The sequence below is a fragment of the Microbacterium sp. LS_15 genome (genome assembly GCF_041954735.1).
Lineage (GTDB): Bacteria > Actinomycetota > Actinomycetes > Actinomycetales > Microbacteriaceae > Microbacterium.
In genome coordinates this window covers 127,868-149,417 of record NZ_JAVAYD010000008.1, presented here as the reverse complement: position 1 = coordinate 149,417, position 21,550 = coordinate 127,868, and the positions used below count along the sequence as shown (strand labels likewise).

Genomic DNA, 21,550 nt, shown 5'->3' with positions numbered 1-21,550 from the left:
ACGCTGGCCCATGCCCTGCGCCGAGGCGAAGGGGTTGTTGCCCGGGCGAGGACCGGTGGGACGCTGTCCCATGCCCTGCGCGGACGAGAACGGGTTGTTGCCGGGGCGGGGTGCGCCCGGCTTGGGCGCTCCGTCGGACGGCTTCGGTGCGGCGGGGCCGGGCTTCGCAGCCGGGGCAGGTGTCGCCGCAGGAGCGTCGGCCGGAGCCGCAGGTGCGGCGGCAGCAGGCGCTTCGGGGGCCGGAGCCGGCTTGGGACCGGGCTTCGGGCCGGGGGTCGGCGCAGCGGACTTCACTGCAGCCGGCTTGGCCGCCGGCTTGGCGGCGGGCGCTGCCTCGGCCGAGGGCTTCAGCGAGGGGTCGGCCTCGATCGCCGCGCGCAGCTTGCGCGCCACCGGCGGTTCGATGGTCGAAGAGGGGCTCTTGACGAACTCTCCGAGTTCCTTGAGCTTCGCAAGTGCGATCTTGCTGTCGACGCCGAATTCAGCGGCGATCTCATGTACGCGTGGTTTACCAGCCACAATTCTCCTGTCTGGGGTCGGTCTGCCCAGACAGGGCAGACCACTAGTCGCGGACGGGTCTCATTTCGAGCCGTTCACTTTGTTTCCATAGCTGTTCAGCCTTTGTTTCTCGATGGTCTGCGTGTCCAGGTGGCCGGACACGCGCAGTGCTCGTCCGAAAGCACGTCGCCGCAGTGCGGCATCCATGCATTCCTGCGTCGGATGCACCCACGCGCCTCGCCCCGGCAGCACAGCACGCTCATCGATGACGAGTGTGTCGTTCTGGGACACCACCCTGAGAAGGGCGGAGCGGGGAGCACGCGTGCGGCAACCGACGCACGTTCGTACGGGTTCCATCTTACACCTGTGTTCCCGCCCTCATCGCGCCGCAGGCGCGAGTCGGGCGTGCGGCCGGGGTCAATCCAGGACGCTGTCCGGCTGGATGTCGATCTTCGCGCCGGTGAGCTTGGCAGCCAGGCGGGCGTTCTGCCCCTCCTTGCCGATCGCGAGCGACAGCTGGTAGTCCGGGACGAGCGCGCGGACGGCCTTCGTGCCGGCGTCGAGGATGAACGAGCTCGTCACCTTGGCGGGCGACAGCGCGTTCGCCACGAAGGCGGCAAGCTCCGGGTTGTAGTCGACGATGTCGATCTTCTCCCCCGCCAGCTCCTCGGTCACGGCACGGACACGCCGTCCCAGCTCGCCGATGCACGCGCCCTTCGCGTTGATGGACGGGTCGTTCGCCTTGACCGCGATCTTCGTGCGGTGGCCGGCCTCGCGGGCGAGCGAGACGATCTCGACCAGACCTGCGGCGATCTCGGGCACCTCGAGTGCGAACAGCTTGCGCACGAGACCGGGGTGGGTGCGCGAGACGGTGATCTGCGGTCCCTTGAGCCCCTTCGCGACGCTCGTGACGTACACGCGCAGACGCGAGCCGTGGGTGTACTCCTCGCCGGGCACCTGCTCCTCGGGCGGAAGGATGGCCTCGACCGAGCCAAGGTCGACGTGGATCATGCGGGGGTTCGGCCCCTGCTGGATCACGCCGGCGACGATGTCGCCCTCCTTGCCTCGGAACTCGCCGAGCACGGCGTCGTCGGCGATGTCACGGAGGCGCTGGCTGATGACCTGCTTGGCGGCGAAGGCGGCGATGCGGCCGAAGTCGTCCGGCGTGGCCTCCTCCTCGCCGATGACCGCGCCCTCGTCGTCCTTGACGACCTGCAGCACGGCGACGTGGCCCGTGCGGCGGTCGAGTTCGACCCGCACGCCCTCGGGCGTCGCCCCGTCAGCGGAGACATGCTTGGCGTAGGCGGTCAGGATGGCCTGTTCGATGATCGCGACGAGTTCGTCGAAGGGGATCGCCTTCTCCTTCTCGATCCCACGCAGCAGGCTCAGTTCGATATCCATGACGACTCCCTATTCAGCTCTCGTCGCGCCGGTTCGCACGCGCGACATCCGTACCACGATACCCTGACCCCACCGCCCCATGCCACGGCGGCGACCGCGCCGGCGCGGTGCACGATGCGCAGGAGGATCAGTGAGCACGTACGACACCATCGTGATCGGGGCCGGGATGTCCGGCGTGACGGCGGCGCGCATGCTCGTCGACGCCGGGCGCAGTGTGCTGGTGCTCGAGGGACGCGACCGGATCGGCGGTCGCATGAACACCGACCGCACGGCAGGGTTCCCCGTCGACCTCGGCGCCTCCTGGGTTCACGGGATCGACGACTCGCCCCTCTGGGACCTGGTCCGAGCGCTCGACATCCCCACCATCGAGTACACCGTGGGGAGCTTCCAGGTCGGCGGGCGGCCGATCGAGAACTTCGCCGACGACGGGACTCCGATGGATGCCGCGGCCTCGGCGCAGTGGGTCGACGACGTCGAGCTGGCCGATCGCCTGCTGGCCGAGGAGATCGCCTCCTCGGCATCCGGCGACACCTACCTCGATGTCACGGAGCGCGCACTCGATCGCTCGGGACTCTCCCCTCAGCGCATCGACGAGGTGCGCGAGTTCTTCCGCCATCGCGTCGAGGAGCAGTGCGGCGCCTGGATCGGCGACCTCGACGCGCACGGTCTCGACGAGGACGCGATCGACGGAGACGAGGTCATCTTCCCCCGCGGGTACGACGAACTCCCCCGCCGCATCGCCGCCGGTCTCGACGTGCGGCTCGGCTCGACCGTGACAGAGGTCTCCCGCACGGCCGACGGGGTCGTGGTGACGACCGCCGACGGCGAGCAGCACGGCGCCCGCACGGCCGTCGTCACCGTCCCCCTCGGAGTGCTCAAGGCGGACTCGATCGCGTTCACCCCTCCCCTGCCCGATGAGATCGCCGGACCGGTCGACCGCCTCGGCATGGGCGTCTTCAACAAGATCTTCCTGCAGTTCCCCGCGAGGTTCTGGGGAGCGGACAGCTACGTGCTGCGCGCGCTGGGCGAAGCCGGAGAGCACTGGCACTCCTGGTACGACGTCTCCGCGGTGAGCGGCATCCCGACGCTGCTCACGTTCGCGGCTGGCCCCTTCGGCAGACGGATGCAGCAGCTCTCCGACGACGAGATCGCGGCCGACGCCCTCGGCGCCCTGCGACGCCTGTACCCGGACGCCGCGGAGCCCACCGCGCAGTGGATCACCCGGTGGGGTCAGGACGCCTACTCGGTCGGCTCGTACTCGCATCTCGCCGTCGGATCGACTCACCATGACCACGATCAGCTCGCAGGCCCCGTGGACGGCGTGCTGCACTTCGCCGGTGAGGCGACCTGGGGCGACGAGCCGGCGACGGTCGGTGCGGCGTTCTACTCAGGGCACCGGGCGGCGGAGCGGATCCTCGGAACGCCGGTCGACCTCTCCGTCTTCGCGGAGCGGATCAGACAGCGGGAGCGGTCTGCAGCGAGTTGATCGCTCCGATCAGCCGGAACAGGTTGCCGACCTGGCGCTGATCGAGGTGCAGTGCGAGGCGCGGCAGCTCGAGCACGTCGTCGTCGGTCACCTCCGGCGACCGCGGCGAGGTCCGTTCGATCCGCCCGCTCGTCAGCATCCCCGAGAAGCGCTCGTTGAGGTCGTCGATCTCGGCATCCGTCGGCTCGGCCCTCAGCCGGAGGATCAGCGTGTCGCCGACCCACCGCAGCGAGTCGTAGTTCCGCCAGAAACCGGCGATCTCCCTGACCGCCGCGTCGACGGAGTCGGTGACCACCACCCGGTCGAAGTCGCCGGGAGAGATGACCCCCGTCGGTGCGAGGTGCTCGTCGACGAACTTCTGGAGCCCGCTCCAGAAGTCTCCGCCCTGCTCGTCGAGAAGCACGATCGGGGTGGGCTCTGCCTTGCCCGTCTGCTGCAGAGTGAGCAGCTCGAACATCTCGTCGAGGGTGCCGAAGCCGCCGGGGAGGCAGATGAACCCGCTCGACTCCTTGATGAGCATGAGCTTGCGGGTGAAGAAGTACTTCATCGCGACCACGTGATCGCTGCCCGCGACGAGGCTGTTCGCCTTCTCCTCGAACGGCAGGCGGATCGAGACGCCGAGGGAGAGCGCGGGACCCGCTCCCTCCGCGGCTGCCTGCATGATGCCCGGCCCCGCCCCGGTGACCACCATCCACCCGTCGGACGCGAGCGAGGCGGCGACGTCTCGGGCCTGGAGATAGAGCGGATCGTCCTGCAGCGTGCGCGCGGATCCGAACACCGTCACCTTCGGAACTCCCCGGTACGGCGCGAACAGCCGGAACGCGTCGCGCATCTCCGCGAGCGCCGCCGAGGCGATCTTGAGATCGAGCCGCTCCGTGTCGTCCTCGCCGAGCTGGATCGCCGTGCGCATCATGCGCATCACGAGCCGACGGTCGGTCAGCACGCCCGCCTCGTCGAGCACGGCGTTGATCTCGGCGCTCAGCGCGTCCGGCAGCTGTCCGTCGGTCATGGCATCGGCTCTCACCGTGTCGTGAGGCTGCTCACCGCCTCCGCGATCGAGACCGTGTCGCGGTCGCCCGTGCGGCGGTCCCAGAGTTCGACCTGCCCGTCGGCGGCGCCGCGCCCCACGATGACGATCCTGGGGACGCCGACGAGCTCCGCGTCGCCGAACTTCACTCCGGGCGAGACCTTGGGGCGGTCGTCGTAGAGCACGTCGAGGCCCGCGGACTCGAGCTGGCCCGCGATGTCGGCGGCGACGTCGAACGCGACCTGGTCCCGGCCCGCCGCGACGACCTGCACGTCGAACGGGGCGACGGATGCAGGCCAGATGAGGCCCTTGTCGTCGTTGTTCAGCTCGGCGATGATCGCGAGGATGCGGGTGACGCCGATGCCGTACGACCCCATGGTGACCGTGACGAGCTTGCCGTTCTCGTCGAGCACCTTGAGGCCCAGCGCCTCGGCGTACTTGCGACCGAGCTGGAAGACGTGACCGATCTCCATGCCCCGCGCGAGCTCGACGGGGCCCGAGCCGTCGGGCGCGGGGTCGCCGGCGCGCACGTTCGCGATCTCGACGATGCCGTCGGCCTCGAAGTCGCGCCCGGCGACCACCGAGTGCGCGTGCTTCTGATCGATGTTCGCGCCGGTGATCCAGCTCGTGCCCTCGCTCACGCGCGGGTCGACGAGGTAGCGGATGCCCGTGGCCGATTCCTCACCCAGCACGGCGCCGGTCTCAGACCAGGGCCCGATGTATCCCTTGACGAGCAGCGGGTTGTTCTCGAAGTCGTCCGCCGTCGCCGTCTCGACCTCGGCCGGGGCGAACGCCACCTCGGCGCGCTTCTCGTCGACCTCGCGGTCGCCGGGGATGCCGACGACGACGAGCTCGCGGGTGCCGTCGAGGTGGGTGAGCGCGAGCACGACGTTCTTGAGCGTGTCCGCCGCGGTGTACTCGCCGTCGAGATGGGCGTTCGCGTGCGCCACGAGGGTCTCGATGGTCGGCGTGTCGGGCGAATCGAAGACCACGGGAGCCGCGTCGGCGTCGAACGGGACGGCTGCGGGGACGGGCGTCGTGAACGCCTCGACGTTGGCGGCGTAGCCACCGGCACTGCGCACGAACGTGTCCTCGCCGACCGGCGTCGGGTGCAGGAACTCCTCGCTGCGCGAACCGCCCATGGCTCCGGCATCCGCCTGCACGATCGCATACTCGAGACCGAGGCGCTGGAAGATGCGCTCGTAGGCGTCGCGCTGGGCCTGGTAGCTGGCGTCCAGCCCGGCATCCGAGGAGTCGAAGGAGTAGGCGTCCTTCATCGTGAACTCGCGTCCGCGCAGCAGCCCGGCGCGGGGCCGGGCCTCATCGCGGTACTTGTCCTGGATCTGGTAGATCGTGAGGGGCAGGTCCTTGTACGACGAGTACAGGTCCTTCACCAGCAACGTGAAGGCCTCTTCGTGCGTCGGCGCGAGCAGGTAGTCGCCGCCCTTGCGGTCCTGGAGGCGGAAGAGCAGGTCGCCGTACTCCTCCCAGCGACCGGTCGCCTCGTACGCCTCCCGCGGCATGAGCGCCGGGAAGTGGACCTCCTGCGCACCGGCAGCGGCCATCTCCTCGCGGACGACCTTCTCGATCCGAGCCTTCACCCGGAGGCCGAGCGGCAGCCAGGCGAAGATCCCGGCCGCCTGCGGGCGGATGTACCCGGCGCGGATCAGGAGCTTGTGGCTCGCGACCTCTGCACCGGCAGGGTCTTCGCGGAGCGTACGGAGGAAGAAGTTCGAGAGACGAGTGACCACGGGCCAAGTCTAGTGACCGGTGGCCACCCGTCCTCACGAGGTCAGTTGAGCGCGGGCAGTCCCTGCGGGATGACGCCGCCCGCGTAGAGGCTCGCTGCGAGTTCCTGCACCGCAGTCAGCGCGACGCGCTGCGGGAGGGGGCCGTACGAGATGCGCGTGACGCCGAGCTTCTCGTACTCGGATGCGGCGAGCGCGCCGGGCAGCCCGATCACGCTGACCTTGCCCTCCCCGATGCCCTCCACGAGCTGGCGCGTGACGGCCGCGTCGAGCATTCCGGGAACGAAGACAGCGGTGGCACCCGCGTCCAGGAATGCCTTCCCGCGCTGGATGGCGTCGGCGACGCTCTCGGCGACGGGACGGTGGCCTGCGCGCACGAAGGCGTCGGTGCGGGCGTTGAGCGCGAACGGCACGCCCTCGGCCTCCGCCGCCTTGACGATGGACTCGACGACCGCGACGGACTCGTCGAACGGCTTGAGGCGGTCCTCGACGTTCGCGCCGACGACGCCGGCCTGGATCGCGAGGCGGGTGGTCTCCCCCGCATCCTCGTAGCCGTCGTCGAGGTCGGCCGTGACGGGAACGGAGACGGATGCGGCGATGCGCCCGACCATGTCGATCATCACCTCGCGCGGAGTGGTGCCGTCTTCATAGCCGAAGGAGGCGGCGACGCCGTGGCCGGCCGTCGCGATCGCCGTGGTCTCGGGCAGGGCGGCGACGGCGCGCGCGGAGACGACGTCCCACACGTTCACGACGCGGAGGATCTCGGGGGCTTCGTAGAGTCCGATGAGGGTCTTGGCCTTGTCAGCAGTGGTCATGTCCCCACGCTAACGCGCCACGCGTCCGCGGGGGCCGATACGACGCACGTCATGCCGCGGATCACATGTCCTCGCCTCCGCCTAGGGTGGGGTCATGCCTCAGCGCCGCTCTCATGTCGCCCCCTCCGCCGCGCAGACCGAACTCGCTTCGGCGCTGGCGGCCCTGCGGGAATCCCTCGACGCGCCAGTGGAGTTCCCCGAGGAGGTCATCGCCGAGGCGGAAGCGGCGACCGCGCCGACGCCGGCACTCGATCTGCGCGACATCCCCTTCGCGACGCTCGATCCCGAGGGATCTCGCGACCTCGATCAGGCCTTCCATCTCGAGCGTCGAGGCTCCGGCTACGGGGTGCGGTACGCGATCGCCGACGTCCCGGGGTTCGTGAAGCCGGGCGGCGCAGTCGACGCAGAGGCACGCCGCCGAGGTCAGACCCTGTACGCCGCGGACGGGTCGATACCGCTGCACCCGCGGGTGCTCAGCGAGGATCGCGCGTCGCTCCTGCCCGACCTGGATCGTCCCGCACTCGTCTGGACCTTCGACCTCGACTCGGAGGGACTCGTCGAGGGGTTCCGACTGGAGCGCGCGCTCATCCGCTCGCACGTCCAGCTCGACTACCCCACGACTCAGGCAGCGATCGACCGCGGCGATGGCGGGCCCGCCGAGCTCCTGCCCGAGATCGGCGGTCTGCGCATCGAGCAGGAGCGACTTCGCGGGGGTGCCAGCCTCAACCTCCCCGACGAGGAGGTCGTGCGCACACCCGACGGCGGCTACGCCATCGAACGGCGTCATCCGCTCCCCGTCGAGGAGTGGAACGCGCAGCTCTCCCTCATGACGGGCATGGCCGCGGCATCCCTCATGCTCGACGCGAAGATCGGCATCCTGCGCACGATGCCGCAGCCCGACGAGCAGGCGTTCGCGACCTTTCGCCGGCAGACGGAGGCACTCGGACGACCGTGGATGACGGGGCGCTACGGCGACTATCTGCGCGACCTGGATCGCGCCGATCCGCTCACGCTGCCCGTCCTCCAGGCGGCGGCGACGCTGTTCCGGGGCGCAGGCTACGTGACGTTCGACGGAGCCGTACCGGCCGAGACCGAGCAGGCCGCGATCGCCGCCCCCTACGCGCACGCCACCGCTCCGCTTCGGCGGCTGGTCGACCGCTGGTCGCTCGCCATCTGTCTGGCCGTCTCCGAGGGATCGGAGGTCCCGGAATGGGTGCGGGAGTCGTTGGCCGGGATCCCGGACCTCATGCAGGAGTCAGGGCAGCGTGCGTCGAAGCTCGACTCCCAGACGGTCAACTGCGTCGAAGCGGCGCTGCTGACACCGCTCGTCGGCTCGACGATCGGCGCGACGGTGGTGGAGGCCCGGGGCGAGCGCGGCACGGTGCAGATCGCCGCTCCGGCCGTCACCGCATCCTCACCGATCCCGCCCGGCACGGTGGCCGGCGCCGTCGTCCGGCTCCGCGTGATCAGCGCCGACATCGCGACCGGCTCCGTCGAGTTCGCGCTCTGACGTACGCTCGGCGGATGGACCGCCTCGCCGCAGCAGAGCGCTTCGTCGCCGAGCGCTTCCCACGAGCGACGACAGCGATCGTGGCGGGCAGCACCGCTCGCGGCGAGCGGACGACGACGAGCGACATCGATCTCCTCCTTCTCGGCGACGATCTCTTCCCGGGCGATGCCACGAGCCAGGCATCGACGCACGTCGTCGACGGGGAGATCTTCGAGGTCTTCGCCTACACCGGCGACGGTTTCGCCGAATGGGCCGGACGAGGGATGGCGCAGCATCGCCCCGTCATCGTGCACATGTTGCTGGAAGGGACGCCGATCCGGCGAGATCGTCTTCTCGAGGAGCTGCGCGCGCACTGGGCTCCGCTCATCGAGGCCGGACCGACGCTGACCGATGCCGAGTCGCGGTTCCGCCGCTACGTCATCACCGATGTGCTCGACGACCTCCGCGACGCTCAGGACCCCCTGGAACAGCGGGTCGAGGCATCGCTTCTCTTCGAGCGGACGGCCGAACTCATGCTGCTCGCGGCCGGACGATGGATCGCGACCGGCAAATGGCTGCCCCGACGACTCCGGGCGCTCGACGATGTCCGCGCCGAGCTCCTCAGCGCCCCCTTGCTCGCCGGCGACTTCGACCTCTTCGCCGCCCGCGTCGAAGCGGAGCTGGCGCGAGCGGGTGGCCGCGTGCAGGACGGGTTCGTGCGCTGAGACTCAGGCGGCGATGACCGTGGTCGTCATCACGAGCTGCTGCGGGTCGGCGAGGTCGAGCGACACGGTGATCTGCGCGAACTCGTCGAGAGACCCCGCGTGCGTGCCTCCGCAGAGGATGTCGGCGGTCCCCTCGGGGAGCTCGCAATGCCAGGTGCGCCGGTCGACGATCGTCGGTCCGTCGGGGACGACGCGGCTCACGGCTCCCGACGCGACCCACTCGGCGAGGCGAACGTTGATCGCGTCTTCCCGCTCTGCGATGGTCGCGGCAAAGGTCTCGGTGTCGAAACCTGCGCGACGCAGGCTCTTGCCGAGGCGGTACTCGTCGACGGCTCCGTCTTCGCGGATGCGACTCGTCTGATTTGCTCTGCCTTCGAAATCCGGGCTGCCGAGAGCATCCTCCCCCGGATCTTTCCGCCAGAGGTCTGCGAGCGCGACGTCGAGCGCGAGAGACGCGAGGTGGCAGGCCGTGTGACCACGGCTCAGCCCCGCGCGGCGCGCCTCGTCGACCACGAGCTCGACGCGCGCTCCTTCGACGAGCCAGTCAGGGACATCACCCTCGATGGGGTGTGCGACAAGCCACGTCCAGCCCTCCACGCCGCGCTTGACCGGGATATCGGTACCGAGGGCGAACACACCCTCGTCGGAGACCGCGGCCATCACCGCTTCGGTGACACGCACGGCTCGGCCGTCGAACCTGATCTCGCCGCTGTCGCCCGGCTGATCGGGCCACGTGTGGTCGACCGGGTGGAACGGCGTCTCGTCGACGATCACCACAGCGCCAGCGGAGGAGGCTTCGATGCGCAGAACCGTTCCGGCTCCCTCGACCGCACCGCCCGCGAATGCGACTCGCGTGGCGGGGACGGCCGCTGTCACGCGGTCACGACCTGCGCGGTGCCGAGCGGTGCCTCGGGACCCATCTCGGCGGCGATGCGGTTCGCCTCCTCGATGAGCGTCGCGACGATGTCGGCCTCCGGCACGGTCTTGATGACCTCGCCCTTGACGAAGATCTGTCCCTTGCCGTTGCCGGAGGCGACGCCGAGGTCGGCCTCTCGCGCCTCACCAGGCCCGTTGACGACGCAGCCCATCACGGCGACGCGCAGCGGCACGGTCATGTCCTTGAGTCCCTCGGTCACGTCTTCCGCGAGCGTGTAGACGTCGACCTGGGCACGGCCGCACGACGGGCACGACACGATCTCGAGCTTGCGCTCCCGCAGATTCAGCGACTGCAGGATCTGGTGACCCACCTTGACCTCTTCCGCGGGCGGCGCAGACAGGGAGACGCGGATGGTGTCTCCGATGCCCTCGCCCAGCAGGATACCGAAGGCCGTGGCGCTCTTGATCGTGCCCTGGAACGCGGGCCCCGCCTCGGTGACACCGAGGTGGAGCGGCCAGTCGCCCCGTTCGGCGAGCTGGCGGTAGGCCTTCACCATGACGATCGGGTCGTTGTGCTTCACGGAGATCTTGAAGTCGTGGAAGTCGTGCTCCTCGAACAGCGATGCCTCCCAGACGGCGCTCTCGACGAGCGCTTCGGGGGTGGCCTTGCCGTACTTCTCGAGCAGACGCCGGTCGAGCGATCCGGCGTTGACGCCGATGCGCAGCGAGACACCGGCATCCTTCGCGGCCTTGGCGATCTCGCCGACCTGGTCGTCGAACTTCCGGATGTTGCCGGGGTTGACGCGCACGGCGGCGCATCCGGCGTCGATGGCCTGGAAGACGTACTTCGGCTGGAAGTGGATGTCGGCGATGACCGGGATCTGACTCTTCTTCGCGATGATGTGCAGCACGTCGGCGTCGTCCTGAGACGGCACGGCCACACGCACGATCTCGCAACCGGATGCCGTGAGCTCGGCGATCTGCTGCAGAGTTCCGTTGATGTCCGTGGTCTTCGTGGTGGTCATCGACTGGACGCTCACCGGGGCGTCGCCGCCGACGAGCACCTTGCCCACCTTGATCTGGCGCGACTTGCGACGAGGGGCGAGGACTTCAGGGACCTTCGGCATCCCGAGATTGACTGCTGGCACGCTTCCAGCCTACGCCGCCTGGATGCACGGGGGCTGGATGCCGCACGGGCGTCATCCAGCCCGGCACGGTCGCACCGGTGTGGTAGTTTCGCCCCTATGCTCGCGAACGTCACCTGGTGGCCCGCCTCCTAGGCGGTGTGTTCGCGTTCCCACGAATCCAGACCGCCTCCGGGGCGGTCTTTTCGTTGAGCCGAGCCGGAGCCACGCACAGGAGACCCCGATGACCCTCACCCGCCTCGCCGAGCTCACCGCCGACCCGGAGGCGTCGTTCGTGCTGATCGCGCGCGACGGTGCTGACACCGTCGAGCTGCTCACCGGCCAGGTCGTCGACGTCGACCTGCTGGCCGACATCCCGCTCACGATCGACGGCACCCCCCGCGAGATCTTCGCCCTCGTCCCCTACCGACAGGTGCGGGAGCGCGGCTTCGTGGCGCAGGACGACGGAGCCCCGCTGCGGTGCATCGTCGTCGACGAGCACGTGCACCTGCCCACGGCCGAGGTGCTGTCGGCCCTGCCGAGTGCGGCCGTGCCGCTGCGCGACGGCGGCTTCGACATCAGCGACGAACACTATGCCGAGATCGTGAAGACCGTGATCGCCGAGGAGATCGGCCGCGGCGAGGGCGCCAACTTCGTCATCCGCCGTGACTACACCGCCGAGATCGACGTCGACGATCGCACCGCTGCGCTCACATGGTTCCGCGCCCTCCTCGCCCACGAGCGCGGCGCGTACTGGACGTTCGCCGTCGTGACACCCGGCCGCATCGCGGTCGGCGCCAGCCCCGAGGCGCACGTGGTCGCGCGGGAGGGCGTGGTCACCATGAACCCGATCTCGGGCACGTTCCGCCACCCCGCAGGTGGCGCCACCCGTGAGACGCTCACCGACTTCCTCTCCTCGACGAAGGAGACGGAGGAGCTGTTCATGGTGGTGGACGAGGAGCTCAAGATGATGAGCGCCGTCTGTTCTGACGGCGGACGCATCACCGGCCCGCACCTCAAGGAGATGTCGCGGCTCACGCACACCGAGTACATGCTGCGGGGGCGCAGCCGCCTCGACCCCCGCGACATCCTGCGCGAGACGATGTTCGCGCCGACGGTGACCGGTTCGCCGATGCAGAACGCCTGCGCCGTGATCCGTCGCCACGAGGTGAAACCACGCGGATACTACTCGGGGGTCGCAGCTCTCTTCACCCCGAACGGCGACGGCGGTCACGACCTCGACGCCCCCATCCTCATCCGCACCGTGTACGTGCAGGACGGAGCGCTGAGCGTGCCGGTCGGCGCGACCCTCGTGCGGCACTCCGACCCGCACGGCGAGGTCTCGGAGACGCACGGGAAGGCCGCGGGCGTGCTCGGCGCGATCGGGGCGATCGATCGCGACGCGGCCGCCGAGGCACGCGAGGATGCGGACGAGCCGGGCGAGAGACGCGCACTCGCCGACGATCCGACGATCGCCGCCCTGCTGTCGTCTCGCAACGCGCGGCTCGCGGACTTCTGGATGAACCCGCAGGGCGAGGACTTCACCGGTCCGTTCAGCGGACGCAACGCCCTGGTCGTCGACGCCGAGGACCGCTTCACGACCATGCTCGCGCACCAGCTCCGGCACCTCGGGCTCGACGTGTCGATCGCGCCGTGGAGCTCTGTCGACGATGCTGCCGTCGACGCCGCCGACCTCGTCGTCGCCGGCCCGGGACCGGGCGACCCCCGCGACGGCGACAGCCCGCGTATCGGCCGGATGCGCGAGGTGGTCGCGCGCCGCCTCGACGCGCACCGTCCGCTGCTGGCGGTGTGCCTGAGCCACCAGATCCTCGCCGATCGCCTGGGCATCGACCTCGCCCCGCTGGCTGCACCGCACCAGGGGTTGCAGAAGTCCGTCCCCGTGTTCGGAGAGGATGCGTCGATCGGGTTCTACAACACCTTCACGGCGCGCGTGCAGCCCGCGACGACCTCCGTAGCGGGTGCCGAGGTCTCGGCCGATCCGCAGAGCGGCGACGTCTACGCGCTGCGCGGCGACGGCTTCGCGTCGGTGCAGGGGCACCTCGAGTCGATCCTGTCGCGTGACGGTATCCGCACGCTGCACCGCCTGGTCGAGCACGCCGTCGCCTGACGACGGCGCGTCTGCGCTCAGCCGCCGAGCAGCTTGACCGGGTTGAAGAGGTCGGCCACGAGCAGCAGCGCGCCCATGGCGATCAGGAGTGTCGCGACGACCACCGTGAGCGGCACGAGCCGTGTCGCGTCCACGGGGGCGGGCGGGGGTCGGCGGAAGAGGCGGGCCCAGGCCCGACGGATGCCGTCCCACAGCGCGACCACGATGTGACCGCCGTCGAGCGGGAGCAGCGGGATCAGGTTGAAGACGAACAGGGCGACGTTCAGCGAGCCCAGCAGGCCGAGCAGCACCGAGAAGCGGTTCAGGATCGGTGCGTCCGTCGCAGCCACCTCTCCGGCCAGCCGCCCGACGCCGACCACGCTCAGCGGGCCGTTGGGGTCGCGTTCGCCACCGGTCACGAGCGAGACGCCCACGTCCCACAGCCGCACCGGAAGGGTGAGGATCAGCGAACCGACGCGCGCGACCGTGTCGCCGGCCATCTCGGGGCCGGCGATGAGCGGCTGCTGCACGAACCCCATCTGGGCGGCCATTCCGACGTAGCCGACCTCCTTGATCACGGGCTGCCCGTCGCCGTCGAGCAGGGGCTGACCGCTGGCGTCGGTCAGTGTGCGCTCCGCCTCGACGGGTGTGATGCTGAGCGTCTTGTCCGCACCGTCGCGGCGCACGACGAGCTCGAGGGTCTCCCCGGGAGCGCCCTGCACGATCGCGGTCGCCTCAGCGAACGTCGAGACGGCTCGGCCGTCGATCGAGACGAGCACATCGCCCGGCTTGACGCCCGCCTCGGCGGCCGGGGTCGCCGGGTCACCGGGCGCGCACTCGGTCGCGGTGGATCCCGCGGGCAGGACGCACTGGTTGACCGACGCGATGGTCGTCGTGCCCTGCTGCACGCCGATGCCGGCGACGAGGACCGTGAAGATGACGACCGCGAGCAGGAGGTTCATGAGCGGACCGCCGAGCATGACGATCACGCGCTTCCACACCGGCAGCCGGTAGAAGACGCGGTCCTCGGCTCCCTCGGCGATGGTCTCGTCGTTGGCAGAGCGGGCGTCCTGCACCAGTGCGCGGAAGACGCCCTTGGCGGGGCCGGCGGTGCTGGATGCCGGATACATGCCGGACATCGAGATGAACCCGCCGAGCGGGAGCAGCTTGAAGCCGTACTCCGTCTCGCCGATCCGCTTGGACCACAGACGGGGGCCGAAGCCGATCATGTACTGGCCCACGCGCACGCCGAACAGCTTCGCCGGAACGAGGTGTCCGATCTCGTGCAGGCCGATCGACAGCCCGAGGCCGATCAGCATGAACACGATGCCGGCCAGATAGAGCAGTGCTTCCACTCCCCCACGCTACTGCCGCCCGCCTAGGAATCCGCCCACATACCTCCTGACCGTGCCGAGGGCGCAGGCACGGTATCCGGTTAGGGTTGTTGCGTGACCACCCGGCAGCTCCGACTCCTGCGCGCTGCCTCCGCGACCTCGGTCGCCACGCTCCTGGCGGCCGTCTCGCACACGGTGGCCGGCGGTGCGGCACCGCATCCGCTACTCATCCTCGCCGTCGCCGCGTTGCTCGTGCCCGCCGCGGCGCTGGTGGTCGGCATCCGTCCCTCGCTGACGCGACTCACCGCGACGGTCGTCGTGAGCCAGGTGGTGTTCCATTCCGTCTTCCAGGCGCTCGGTGCACCGACCGCCGACGCGGCCGTGCTGGGCCATGCACACCATCTGGATCTCGCGTCGCTGGGTCCTGTCGCCGCGGTCGGTGCACCCGATGCACTGATGATCGCCGCGCACGTGGTCGCGGCGGCGCTCACCACCGCTTTGCTCTGGCGCGGTGAGGCCGTCGTGCGCCGTGTGGCGTCGTGGATGCTCGCGCGTCTTCGGCTCGCCGCGATGTCGGCCCCGGCAGCCCACCGCTCGCCCGCGCGTCCGATCGTGACCGCGCGGTTCGTTCTCGCCGATGCCGTACTGCGGCCCCTCTCCCGCCGTGGCCCACCGCTGAACGCCTGACCTCCCCTCCCTTCGTCTCGCTCGCGCCGAGGCGTCTTCTTCCGCGGGTCGGCGCGCATCCATCGCGCCCCGCATTCGAGCAATCAGGAGTACCACCATGCGTTCATCCCTCTTCACCTCCGCCAACCGTTCGTCCGCCGGTCGTTCATCCGTGCCCCGTCGCCGGTTGCCACGGCGCGCGCTCGCCGCCGGTGCCGTCACCGGGGCGCTTCTCGCGATCGCCGTGCCCGCCATGGCGAGCGCGCACGTCACCGTCAGTCCCGACGAGCTGGCCGCGGGAGACCACGGCGTGCTCACTTTCGCGTTCTCCCACGGCTGCGAGGAGTCGCCCACGACGTCACTGCGGATCACGATGCCCGACGGGCTCGCCTCGGTCGCTCCGACCGTCGACAGCGACTGGTCCATCGACGTCGAACGCGGAGACGACGGCCTCGTGAGCGCCGTCACGTACACGGCGGTCACGCCCGTGCCGAACGGTCTCCGCGGAGCCGTGAGCATGGGGATCGGCCTCGACGAGGACACCCCGGAGACGCTCGCCTTCCCTGTGGTGCAGACCTGCGAGACGGGCAGCACGGAGTGGACGCAGCTCGCGGAGGACGGCGAGGACCCGCACAGCCTGGACGCGCCTGCACCTGTTGTGCACGTGGGGGCGGCGAGCGGCGATCACGCCGAGCACGGCACGGCGACCGGCGCAGAGAACGCCGAGACGGATTCCGACGACGACGCCGCAGCCGACCCGACCCCCGTCGTGCTCGGATCTGCCGGACTCGTGGCGGGGCTCGCCGCCCTCGTCGTGTCGGTGATGGCATACCGCCGCAAGGCCTGATCGTCCGATGCGATCCCTCCGGATGCGTCCGGAGGGGTCGCACCGCGACGTCGGCCACCGCGCCGCACCCGGGCTCGGCGTGCGAGCCGTGAGATCATGGACGCGACATGTCGATTGAACAACAACCGAGCCTGCCTCCCGTGCTCCGCCCCGCGAACCCGCCCCGGCGCGAGCTGTCCGAACTCGCCTCTCGTTTCGCCGAGGAGGTGCACGGCGACACCGACGGCGTGACGCTGACCGGGATCACCCTGGCCACCGCCGACCTCCGCGCCGGCGAAGCCTTCGTCGCGATCCGAGGTGTGAACCGTCACGGCGCCGAGTTCGCCGAGACCGCTGCCGAGAAGGGCGCTGTCGCGATCATCACCGACGCGGCCGGCGCCGAGATCTCGGCATCCGCCGGTCTGCCCGTGCTCGTGGTCTCGGACCCGCGCGGCATCCTCGGCGATCTCAGCGCCTGGGTCTACGGCACCGGCGCCGGCGACCCACTGCCCCTCCTCTTCGGCACCACGGGCACCAACGGCAAGACGAGCGTCTCCCACCTGCTCGAAGGCATCCTCGACCAGCTCGGTGTGGTCACGGGCCTGTCGTCGACCGCTGAGCGGCACATCGCCGGCGAGGTCATCGTGTCGCGCCTCACCACGCCCGAGGCATCCGAGATGCACGCTCTCCTGGCGCTCATGCGCGAACGCGACGTCGAGGCTGTCGCCGTCGAGGTCAGCGCCCAGGCGCTGTCGCGGCATCGCGTCGACGGCATCCGCTTCGACGTCGCCGGGTTCACCAATCTCAGCCACGACCACCTCGACGACTACGCCGACATGGAGGAGTACTTCGAGGCGAAGCTGCCGCTCTTCCGTCCCGACCGGGCTGTGCGCGGGGTCGTCTGCGTCGACTCCCCGTCGGGAGCCACGGTCGTCGAGCGTGCGGAGATCCCCGTCGTCACGGTCGGAACCCCGGCGATCGCCGCGGACCCCTCCTCGTCGGCCCGCGCCGACTGGGTCGTCTCCGTCGACGATGAGCGCGCCTCCGGCACGACGTTCACGATGACGGGCCCGGCGGGCACCCTCACGACGACGGTGCCGGTCATCGGTCCGCACATGGCGGCGAACGCCGCCCTGGCGATCGTGATGCTGTTCGAGGGCGGATACGCCTGGGATCGCATCATCGCCGCTCTCGATCGCGACGGAGGCATCCGGGCGCATCTTCCCGGACGCACCCAGCTCGTCTCCGGCGAACGCGGTCCAGCCGTGTTCGTCGACTTCGGACACTCGCCTGACGCGTTCGAGAAGACGCTCGCCGCCGTGCGACGTGTCACTCCGGGCACGGTGCTGATGCTGTTCGGCGCCGACGGCGACCGCGACGCGAGCAAGCGCTACGACATGGCCCGCACCGCCGTCGAAGGCAGCGACATCCTCGTCGTGACCGATCACCATCCGCGTTTCGAGGACCCCGACTCCATCCGGGCGACCCTCGTCGCAGGAGCGCGTGCGGCACGACCGGATGCCGAGATCCACGAGTACTCGCCGCCCGAGCGCGCGATCGAAGCCGCCGTGGCGATGGTCGGCGAGGGCGACGCGATCCTCTGGGCAGGACCGGGGCACCAGGACTACCGCGACATCCGCGGGGTCCGAACCCCGTACTCCGCCCGTGAGCTCGCACGGCGCGCCCTCAAGGCCGCCGGCTGGCCCGTGCCGGATTCCGCGTGGCCGGTGCCGTACCCCGTTGAGGACTGACCTCGCGGGGAGGCCGGACGGTCAGGCGCGGGCGATCAGCGCGTCGGCGGTGCGGCGCGCCCAAGACTCCGCCTCGGCCAGCGACTCGACGGTGAGCGACGACGGCGGCTCGTGAGCGTCGACGACGCGGGCGATCGTGTCGACGATGCCCAGGAACGTCGATCGTCCCTCGTGGAACGCCGTGACCGCCTGCTCGTTCGCCGCGTTGTAGACGGCGGGGAAGGTCGCGCCGGCGCGACCCACCGCCTTCGCCAGATCGACCGAGGGGAAGGCGGCGTCGTCGAGGGGCTCGAAGGTCCAGGACGCTGCCTTCGTCCAGTCGAGAGGTCGGCCGACGCCGCCGACCCGATTCGGCCAGTCGAGACCCAGCGAGATCGGCAGCCGCATGTCGGGCGGCGACGCCTGGGCGATGGTCGACCCGTCGACGAACTCGACCATGGAGTGCACGATCGACTGCGGGTGCACGACGACCTCGATGTCGTCGTACGCGACGTCGAAGAGGAGATGCGCCTCGATGACCTCGAGGCCCTTGTTCACGAGCGTGGCGGAGTTCGTCGTCACCATCCGGCCCATGTCCCACGTGGGGTGCGCCAGGGCCTCTTGCGGCGTGACCTCCGTCATCTCGGCGCGCGAGCGTCCGCGGAAGGGACCGCCGGATGCCGTGACGACGAGTCGCCGCACCTCGTCGTGCGTACCGCTGCGAAGTGCCTGCGCGATCGCGGAATGCTCGGAGTCGACCGGGACGATCTGGTCGCGCTCGGCGGCGGCGAGCACGAGTTCCCCGCCCACGATCAGCGACTCCTTGTTCGCGAGAGCCAACGTGCGCCCGGCTTCGAGCGCCGCGAGGGTGGAGCCGAGTCCGATCGAGCCCGTGATCGCGTTGAGGACCACGTCTGCCTCGACGTCGCGTACGAGCTGCTCGGCCTCCACAGCTCCGAGAGCCGTGTCCTCGACCTGGAAACTCGCCGCCTGCTCGGCCATCAACTCGGCGTTCGACCCCGCGGCCAGACCGACCAGCTCGAAGCGTCGCGGATTGGCTCGGATGACGTCGAGCGCCTGCGTGCCGATGGAGCCGGTGGAGCCGAGGACGATGATACGACGCATGGAGCCAGCCTATGGCACCTCTTCGGCCTGCCCCGGGGTTACGGAGCCTGCTCGAGCGGGGTCGTCGCGAGGATGTCGACGACGAAGACGAGAGTCTCGTTCTGCAGCGCGTTGCCCTCGGACGCGCCGTAGCCGTCCTTCGGAGGCATGGCCACGACGACCTGGGAACCGACCGTCTGGCCCTCCAGAGCCATTTTGAAGCCCGTCACGACGCCGGTCGTCGGGAACTGGGCAGGCTCCGCGTCACGGCTCCAGCTGGAGTCGAACTCGCTGCCGTCCGACCACTTCACGCCGCGGTACTGGACGGTGACGAGGTCGCCCTCGGCGACGACAGCACCGTCGCCCTTCTTCAGCACGGCGACCTCCGTCTCGGTCGGCGCATCGCCGTCGGGGATCGTGATGCTGGGTGCACCGGAATCGTCGAGCTCGACGGTCGGGAAGCCCTCGGTGGGCTCCTGGTCGGCGCCGGACGCCACGGTCGGGAGCTCGTCGATCGTCTCGACGTAGAGGACGCTCGGGTTTCCGCCCTGCTGAGTCGCAGGCAGGGTCAGCACCACGCTCGACCCGACAGGCAAGCACTCCGCTGCGACCGTGAAGACGGTCGACTGCGTGGGGTCGACCATCTGCTGCGGCTGCTGCACGGCCAGAAGAGCGCCGAGGACGCCGTCGGGGCCGCGCTCGGAGGTGCTGAGCACCTCGTTTGTCGTGGCGTCGACGAGCTGGTACCGCAGCGACACGAGGTCGCCGGGGTGCACCTCATCGCCGTCGCCCTCGGAGATGACCGTCCGCTCGGCTTTCGTGAAATCCGTGCCGGAGGGCACGGTGACCTTCGCGTCGGCGCCCGACCCTTCGACCGTGATCGCATCGGAGCCTGCGCCGGAGGCGAGGTCTGCGAGACACGAGCTGTCAGGTGCGGACGTCGGGTCCGCGGTGGAGTCGGGCTCCGCGTTGCCGGCGCAGCCTGCGAGGAGCAGGGTCGCCGCGGCGACGGTGGACAGGACGATGAGCGGACGCTTGCGCACAGTGAGACCTCGAGATCGCGGGCGGGACACCTCATCATGCCCCATGGCCCTTTGTCCGCGCTGGGAGGCGCGCGTCGCAGGCTTCATTCCCACCGGGGCATGGATCCGGAGGTAACCTGCTCTGATGACGTCAGAGCAGTCCGTCGAGCCCGATTCCTCGCCCGCGGAGTCGGAGCAACCCCGCCGCGCGGGCTTGACCTACGCTCTCGGACGCAGCCTGATCAGTCCCCTCGCCCGCGTCGTCTACCGTCCTCGCATCGAGGGCCGCGAGAACGTGCCGCGCACGGGTGCCGTCATCTTCGCGAGCAACCATCTGTCGTTCATCGACTCGATCGCGATCCCCGTCGCCGCACCGCGCCCCGTGCACTTCCTCGCGAAGTCCAGCTACTTCGAGGGGACGGGCCTGAAGGGGTGGCTCAGCAAGACCTTCTTCGAGTCGATCGGCGCGATCCCCGTCCGACGCGGCGCCGGACAGGCCGCCCTCGACGCACTCGATCTGCAGCGCCAGCTGCTCGACGACGGCCTCGCCGTCGCGCTGTACCCCGAGGGCACCCGCTCGACGGACGGCCGCCTGTACAAGGGACGGACGGGCGTCGCGTTCCTCGCCCTGCAGACCGGCGCTCCCGTCGTCCCCGTCGGGTTGATCGGCACGGACAAGGTCATGCCCGTCGGCGCCAAGCTGCCCACTCTCAAGGAGCGGATCACCGTGCGCTTCGGCGCTCCGCTCGACCTCTCGCCGCACGGTCCCGCCTCCAGCGGCCGGGCTCGTCGCCTCGCGACCGACGAGATCATGGCCGCGATCCACGCGCTCTCCGGTCAGGAACTCGCCGGTGCCTACAACGAGGCTCCGGCCCAGAACACGATCGAGAAGATCAAGCAGGTGCTCCCCCACGAGCGTCGCTGACGTCGGCGCCCGCGGTCAGCACACCATCGGTGCGTCTCAGGATGCTGCGGCGGTGACGACGGCCTCGTGCCGGACGGGGAAGTTCATCGAGTTCGCGATGAAGCACCACTCCCTGGCCTGAGCGTGCGCCCGCTCGGCTGCTTCGATCATCGACGCATCGGCCACGACCACCTCGGGGCGCAGCATCACCTCGACGAATGCACCGCCTCCCGCGCCGTTCTCCCGCATCAGGCCCGATGCCGTATCGCGATACGACACGACGACGACTCCCGCAGTGACGCACGCGTGCAGGTAGGACAGCAGATGGCACTCGGACAGCGAGGCGAGCAGGAGATCCTCGGGATTCCATCGCGACGTGTCGCCCCGGAACGGCTTGTCCGAGGACGCGAGGATGTCCGGCTTGCCCGCGACCTCGAGCGTGACGTCGCGTCGGTAGTCGCGATAGCCGCTGGTCCCTGTCCCCGTGTTCCCGGTCCAGGTGGAGGTGAGTGCGTAGCGGTGCTCGCCGAGAGCCGCGGATCGTTCTGCCATGGCCTCAGTCTGCCAGGAGCCGCGGACACCGGGCTCCGCCGGGTGACGGGGCGGGCGATCGGGTGATGGCACGGGCGATCGGGTGACGGGACCGGCGATGCGGCGACGATATCCTT

The 21,550-nt window shown here is 70.0% G+C and carries 20 protein-coding genes; 8 read left to right on the top strand and 12 right to left on the bottom strand.

Annotated elements, in window-relative coordinates:
* The 3 genes from RAC69_RS11840 to nusA form a co-directional block, all read right to left on the bottom strand.
* On the bottom strand, positions 1-519 hold a 519-nt coding region (locus RAC69_RS11840; RefSeq protein WP_375086977.1), incomplete at its 3' end, for a translation initiation factor IF-2 N-terminal domain-containing protein.
* Between the two features lie 60 nt (positions 520-579).
* Entirely contained in the window at positions 580-855 is a 276-nt protein-coding gene (locus RAC69_RS11835; protein ID WP_096714642.1) for a YlxR family protein, read from the bottom strand.
* A 60-nt stretch (positions 856-915) separates the two neighbouring features.
* Positions 916-1,899, bottom strand: coding sequence for a transcription termination factor NusA (nusA, locus tag RAC69_RS11830; RefSeq protein WP_341934796.1), 984 nt, complete (start codon positions 1,897-1,899; stop codon positions 916-918).
* Positions 1,900-2,029: 130 nt separating this feature from the next.
* Here nusA and RAC69_RS11825 point away from each other — a divergent pair, with 130 nt between their 5' ends.
* The gene (locus tag RAC69_RS11825) at positions 2,030-3,385 is read left to right on the top strand and encodes a flavin monoamine oxidase family protein (RefSeq protein ID WP_375086976.1); all 1,356 of its coding nucleotides are present in this window, start codon (positions 2,030-2,032) and stop codon (positions 3,383-3,385) included.
* Here RAC69_RS11825 and RAC69_RS11820 read toward each other — a convergent pair.
* From RAC69_RS11820 to RAC69_RS11810, 3 genes are read right to left on the bottom strand one after another with little or no spacing between them, the layout of a single operon-like run.
* Positions 3,354-4,394, bottom strand: coding sequence for a TIGR00730 family Rossman fold protein (locus tag RAC69_RS11820; RefSeq protein WP_341934798.1), 1,041 nt, complete (start codon positions 4,392-4,394; stop codon positions 3,354-3,356). The two genes, RAC69_RS11825 and RAC69_RS11820, sit on opposite strands and share 32 nt — an antisense overlap.
* A gap of 11 nt (positions 4,395-4,405) precedes the next feature.
* Positions 4,406-6,163: a proline--tRNA ligase gene (locus RAC69_RS11815; RefSeq protein WP_375086975.1), complete on the bottom strand. Its 1,758-nt coding sequence runs from the start codon at positions 6,161-6,163 to the stop codon at positions 4,406-4,408.
* Positions 6,164-6,204: 41 nt separating this feature from the next.
* The gene (locus tag RAC69_RS11810; RefSeq protein WP_375086974.1) at positions 6,205-6,975 is read right to left on the bottom strand and encodes an isocitrate lyase/phosphoenolpyruvate mutase family protein; all 771 of its coding nucleotides are present in this window, start codon (positions 6,973-6,975) and stop codon (positions 6,205-6,207) included.
* A 94-nt stretch (positions 6,976-7,069) separates the two neighbouring features.
* On the opposite strand from RAC69_RS11810, the gene RAC69_RS11805 reads away from it, so the two are divergent.
* Both RAC69_RS11805 and RAC69_RS11800 read left to right on the top strand, forming a co-directional pair.
* On the top strand, positions 7,070-8,485 hold the full coding sequence (locus RAC69_RS11805) for an RNB domain-containing ribonuclease (protein ID WP_375086973.1): 1,416 nt from the start codon (positions 7,070-7,072) through the stop codon (positions 8,483-8,485).
* A gap of 14 nt (positions 8,486-8,499) precedes the next feature.
* A complete protein-coding gene (locus tag RAC69_RS11800) occupies positions 8,500-9,189 on the top strand; it encodes a nucleotidyltransferase domain-containing protein (protein ID WP_375086972.1) in 690 nt (229 codons plus the stop codon).
* Between the two features lie 3 nt (positions 9,190-9,192).
* On the opposite strand, the gene RAC69_RS11795 is transcribed toward RAC69_RS11800, so the two are convergent.
* Both RAC69_RS11795 and ispG read right to left on the bottom strand, forming a co-directional pair.
* Positions 9,193-10,065 (bottom strand): hypothetical protein, encoded by an 873-nt coding sequence (locus RAC69_RS11795; RefSeq protein ID WP_375086971.1) that lies wholly within the window; start codon positions 10,063-10,065, stop codon positions 9,193-9,195.
* Positions 10,062-11,192 carry a flavodoxin-dependent (E)-4-hydroxy-3-methylbut-2-enyl-diphosphate synthase gene (gene ispG, locus RAC69_RS11790; protein ID WP_251586420.1) on the bottom strand — a complete coding sequence of 377 codons (1,131 nt, stop codon included), beginning with the start codon at positions 11,190-11,192 and terminating at the stop codon, positions 10,062-10,064. The genes RAC69_RS11795 and ispG overlap by 4 nt, the downstream gene beginning before the upstream one ends.
* Before the next feature lie 241 nt (positions 11,193-11,433).
* Here ispG and RAC69_RS11785 point away from each other — a divergent pair, with 241 nt between their 5' ends.
* On the top strand, positions 11,434-13,317 hold the full coding sequence (locus RAC69_RS11785; RefSeq protein ID WP_375086970.1) for a chorismate-binding protein: 1,884 nt from the start codon (positions 11,434-11,436) through the stop codon (positions 13,315-13,317).
* Between the two features lie 17 nt (positions 13,318-13,334).
* Here RAC69_RS11785 and RAC69_RS11780 read toward each other — a convergent pair whose 3' ends face one another.
* Positions 13,335-14,651: an RIP metalloprotease gene (locus tag RAC69_RS11780; RefSeq protein WP_375086969.1), complete on the bottom strand. Its 1,317-nt coding sequence runs from the start codon at positions 14,649-14,651 to the stop codon at positions 13,335-13,337.
* A gap of 93 nt (positions 14,652-14,744) precedes the next feature.
* On the opposite strand from RAC69_RS11780, the gene RAC69_RS11775 reads away from it, so the two are divergent.
* The 3 genes from RAC69_RS11775 to RAC69_RS11765 all read left to right on the top strand — a co-directional run bounded on the left by RAC69_RS11775 (position 14,745) and on the right by RAC69_RS11765 (position 17,873).
* The gene (locus tag RAC69_RS11775; protein WP_375086968.1) at positions 14,745-15,317 is read left to right on the top strand and encodes a hypothetical protein; all 573 of its coding nucleotides are present in this window, start codon (positions 14,745-14,747) and stop codon (positions 15,315-15,317) included.
* Positions 15,318-15,414: 97 nt separating this feature from the next.
* The gene (locus tag RAC69_RS11770) at positions 15,415-16,143 is read left to right on the top strand and encodes a YcnI family protein (protein ID WP_375086967.1); all 729 of its coding nucleotides are present in this window, start codon (positions 15,415-15,417) and stop codon (positions 16,141-16,143) included.
* Between the two features lie 107 nt (positions 16,144-16,250).
* On the top strand, positions 16,251-17,873 hold the full coding sequence (locus tag RAC69_RS11765) for a Mur ligase family protein (RefSeq protein ID WP_375086966.1): 1,623 nt from the start codon (positions 16,251-16,253) through the stop codon (positions 17,871-17,873).
* Positions 17,874-17,894: 21 nt separating this feature from the next.
* Here RAC69_RS11765 and dxr read toward each other — a convergent pair whose 3' ends face one another.
* Entirely contained in the window at positions 17,895-18,977 is a 1,083-nt protein-coding gene (dxr, locus tag RAC69_RS11760) for a 1-deoxy-D-xylulose-5-phosphate reductoisomerase (protein ID WP_375086965.1), read from the bottom strand.
* Positions 18,978-19,015: 38 nt separating this feature from the next.
* Positions 19,016-19,999, bottom strand: coding sequence for an FKBP-type peptidyl-prolyl cis-trans isomerase (locus RAC69_RS11755; RefSeq protein WP_341934809.1), 984 nt, complete (start codon positions 19,997-19,999; stop codon positions 19,016-19,018).
* A 124-nt stretch (positions 20,000-20,123) separates the two neighbouring features.
* Between RAC69_RS11755 and RAC69_RS11750 the strand changes: the two genes are divergently transcribed.
* The gene (locus RAC69_RS11750) at positions 20,124-20,903 is read left to right on the top strand and encodes a lysophospholipid acyltransferase family protein (RefSeq protein WP_375086964.1); all 780 of its coding nucleotides are present in this window, start codon (positions 20,124-20,126) and stop codon (positions 20,901-20,903) included.
* Between the two features lie 36 nt (positions 20,904-20,939).
* On the opposite strand, the gene RAC69_RS11745 is transcribed toward RAC69_RS11750, so the two are convergent.
* Entirely contained in the window at positions 20,940-21,434 is a 495-nt protein-coding gene (locus RAC69_RS11745) for an OsmC family protein (protein ID WP_375086963.1), read from the bottom strand.
* Positions 21,435-21,550 lie beyond the last annotated feature (116 nt).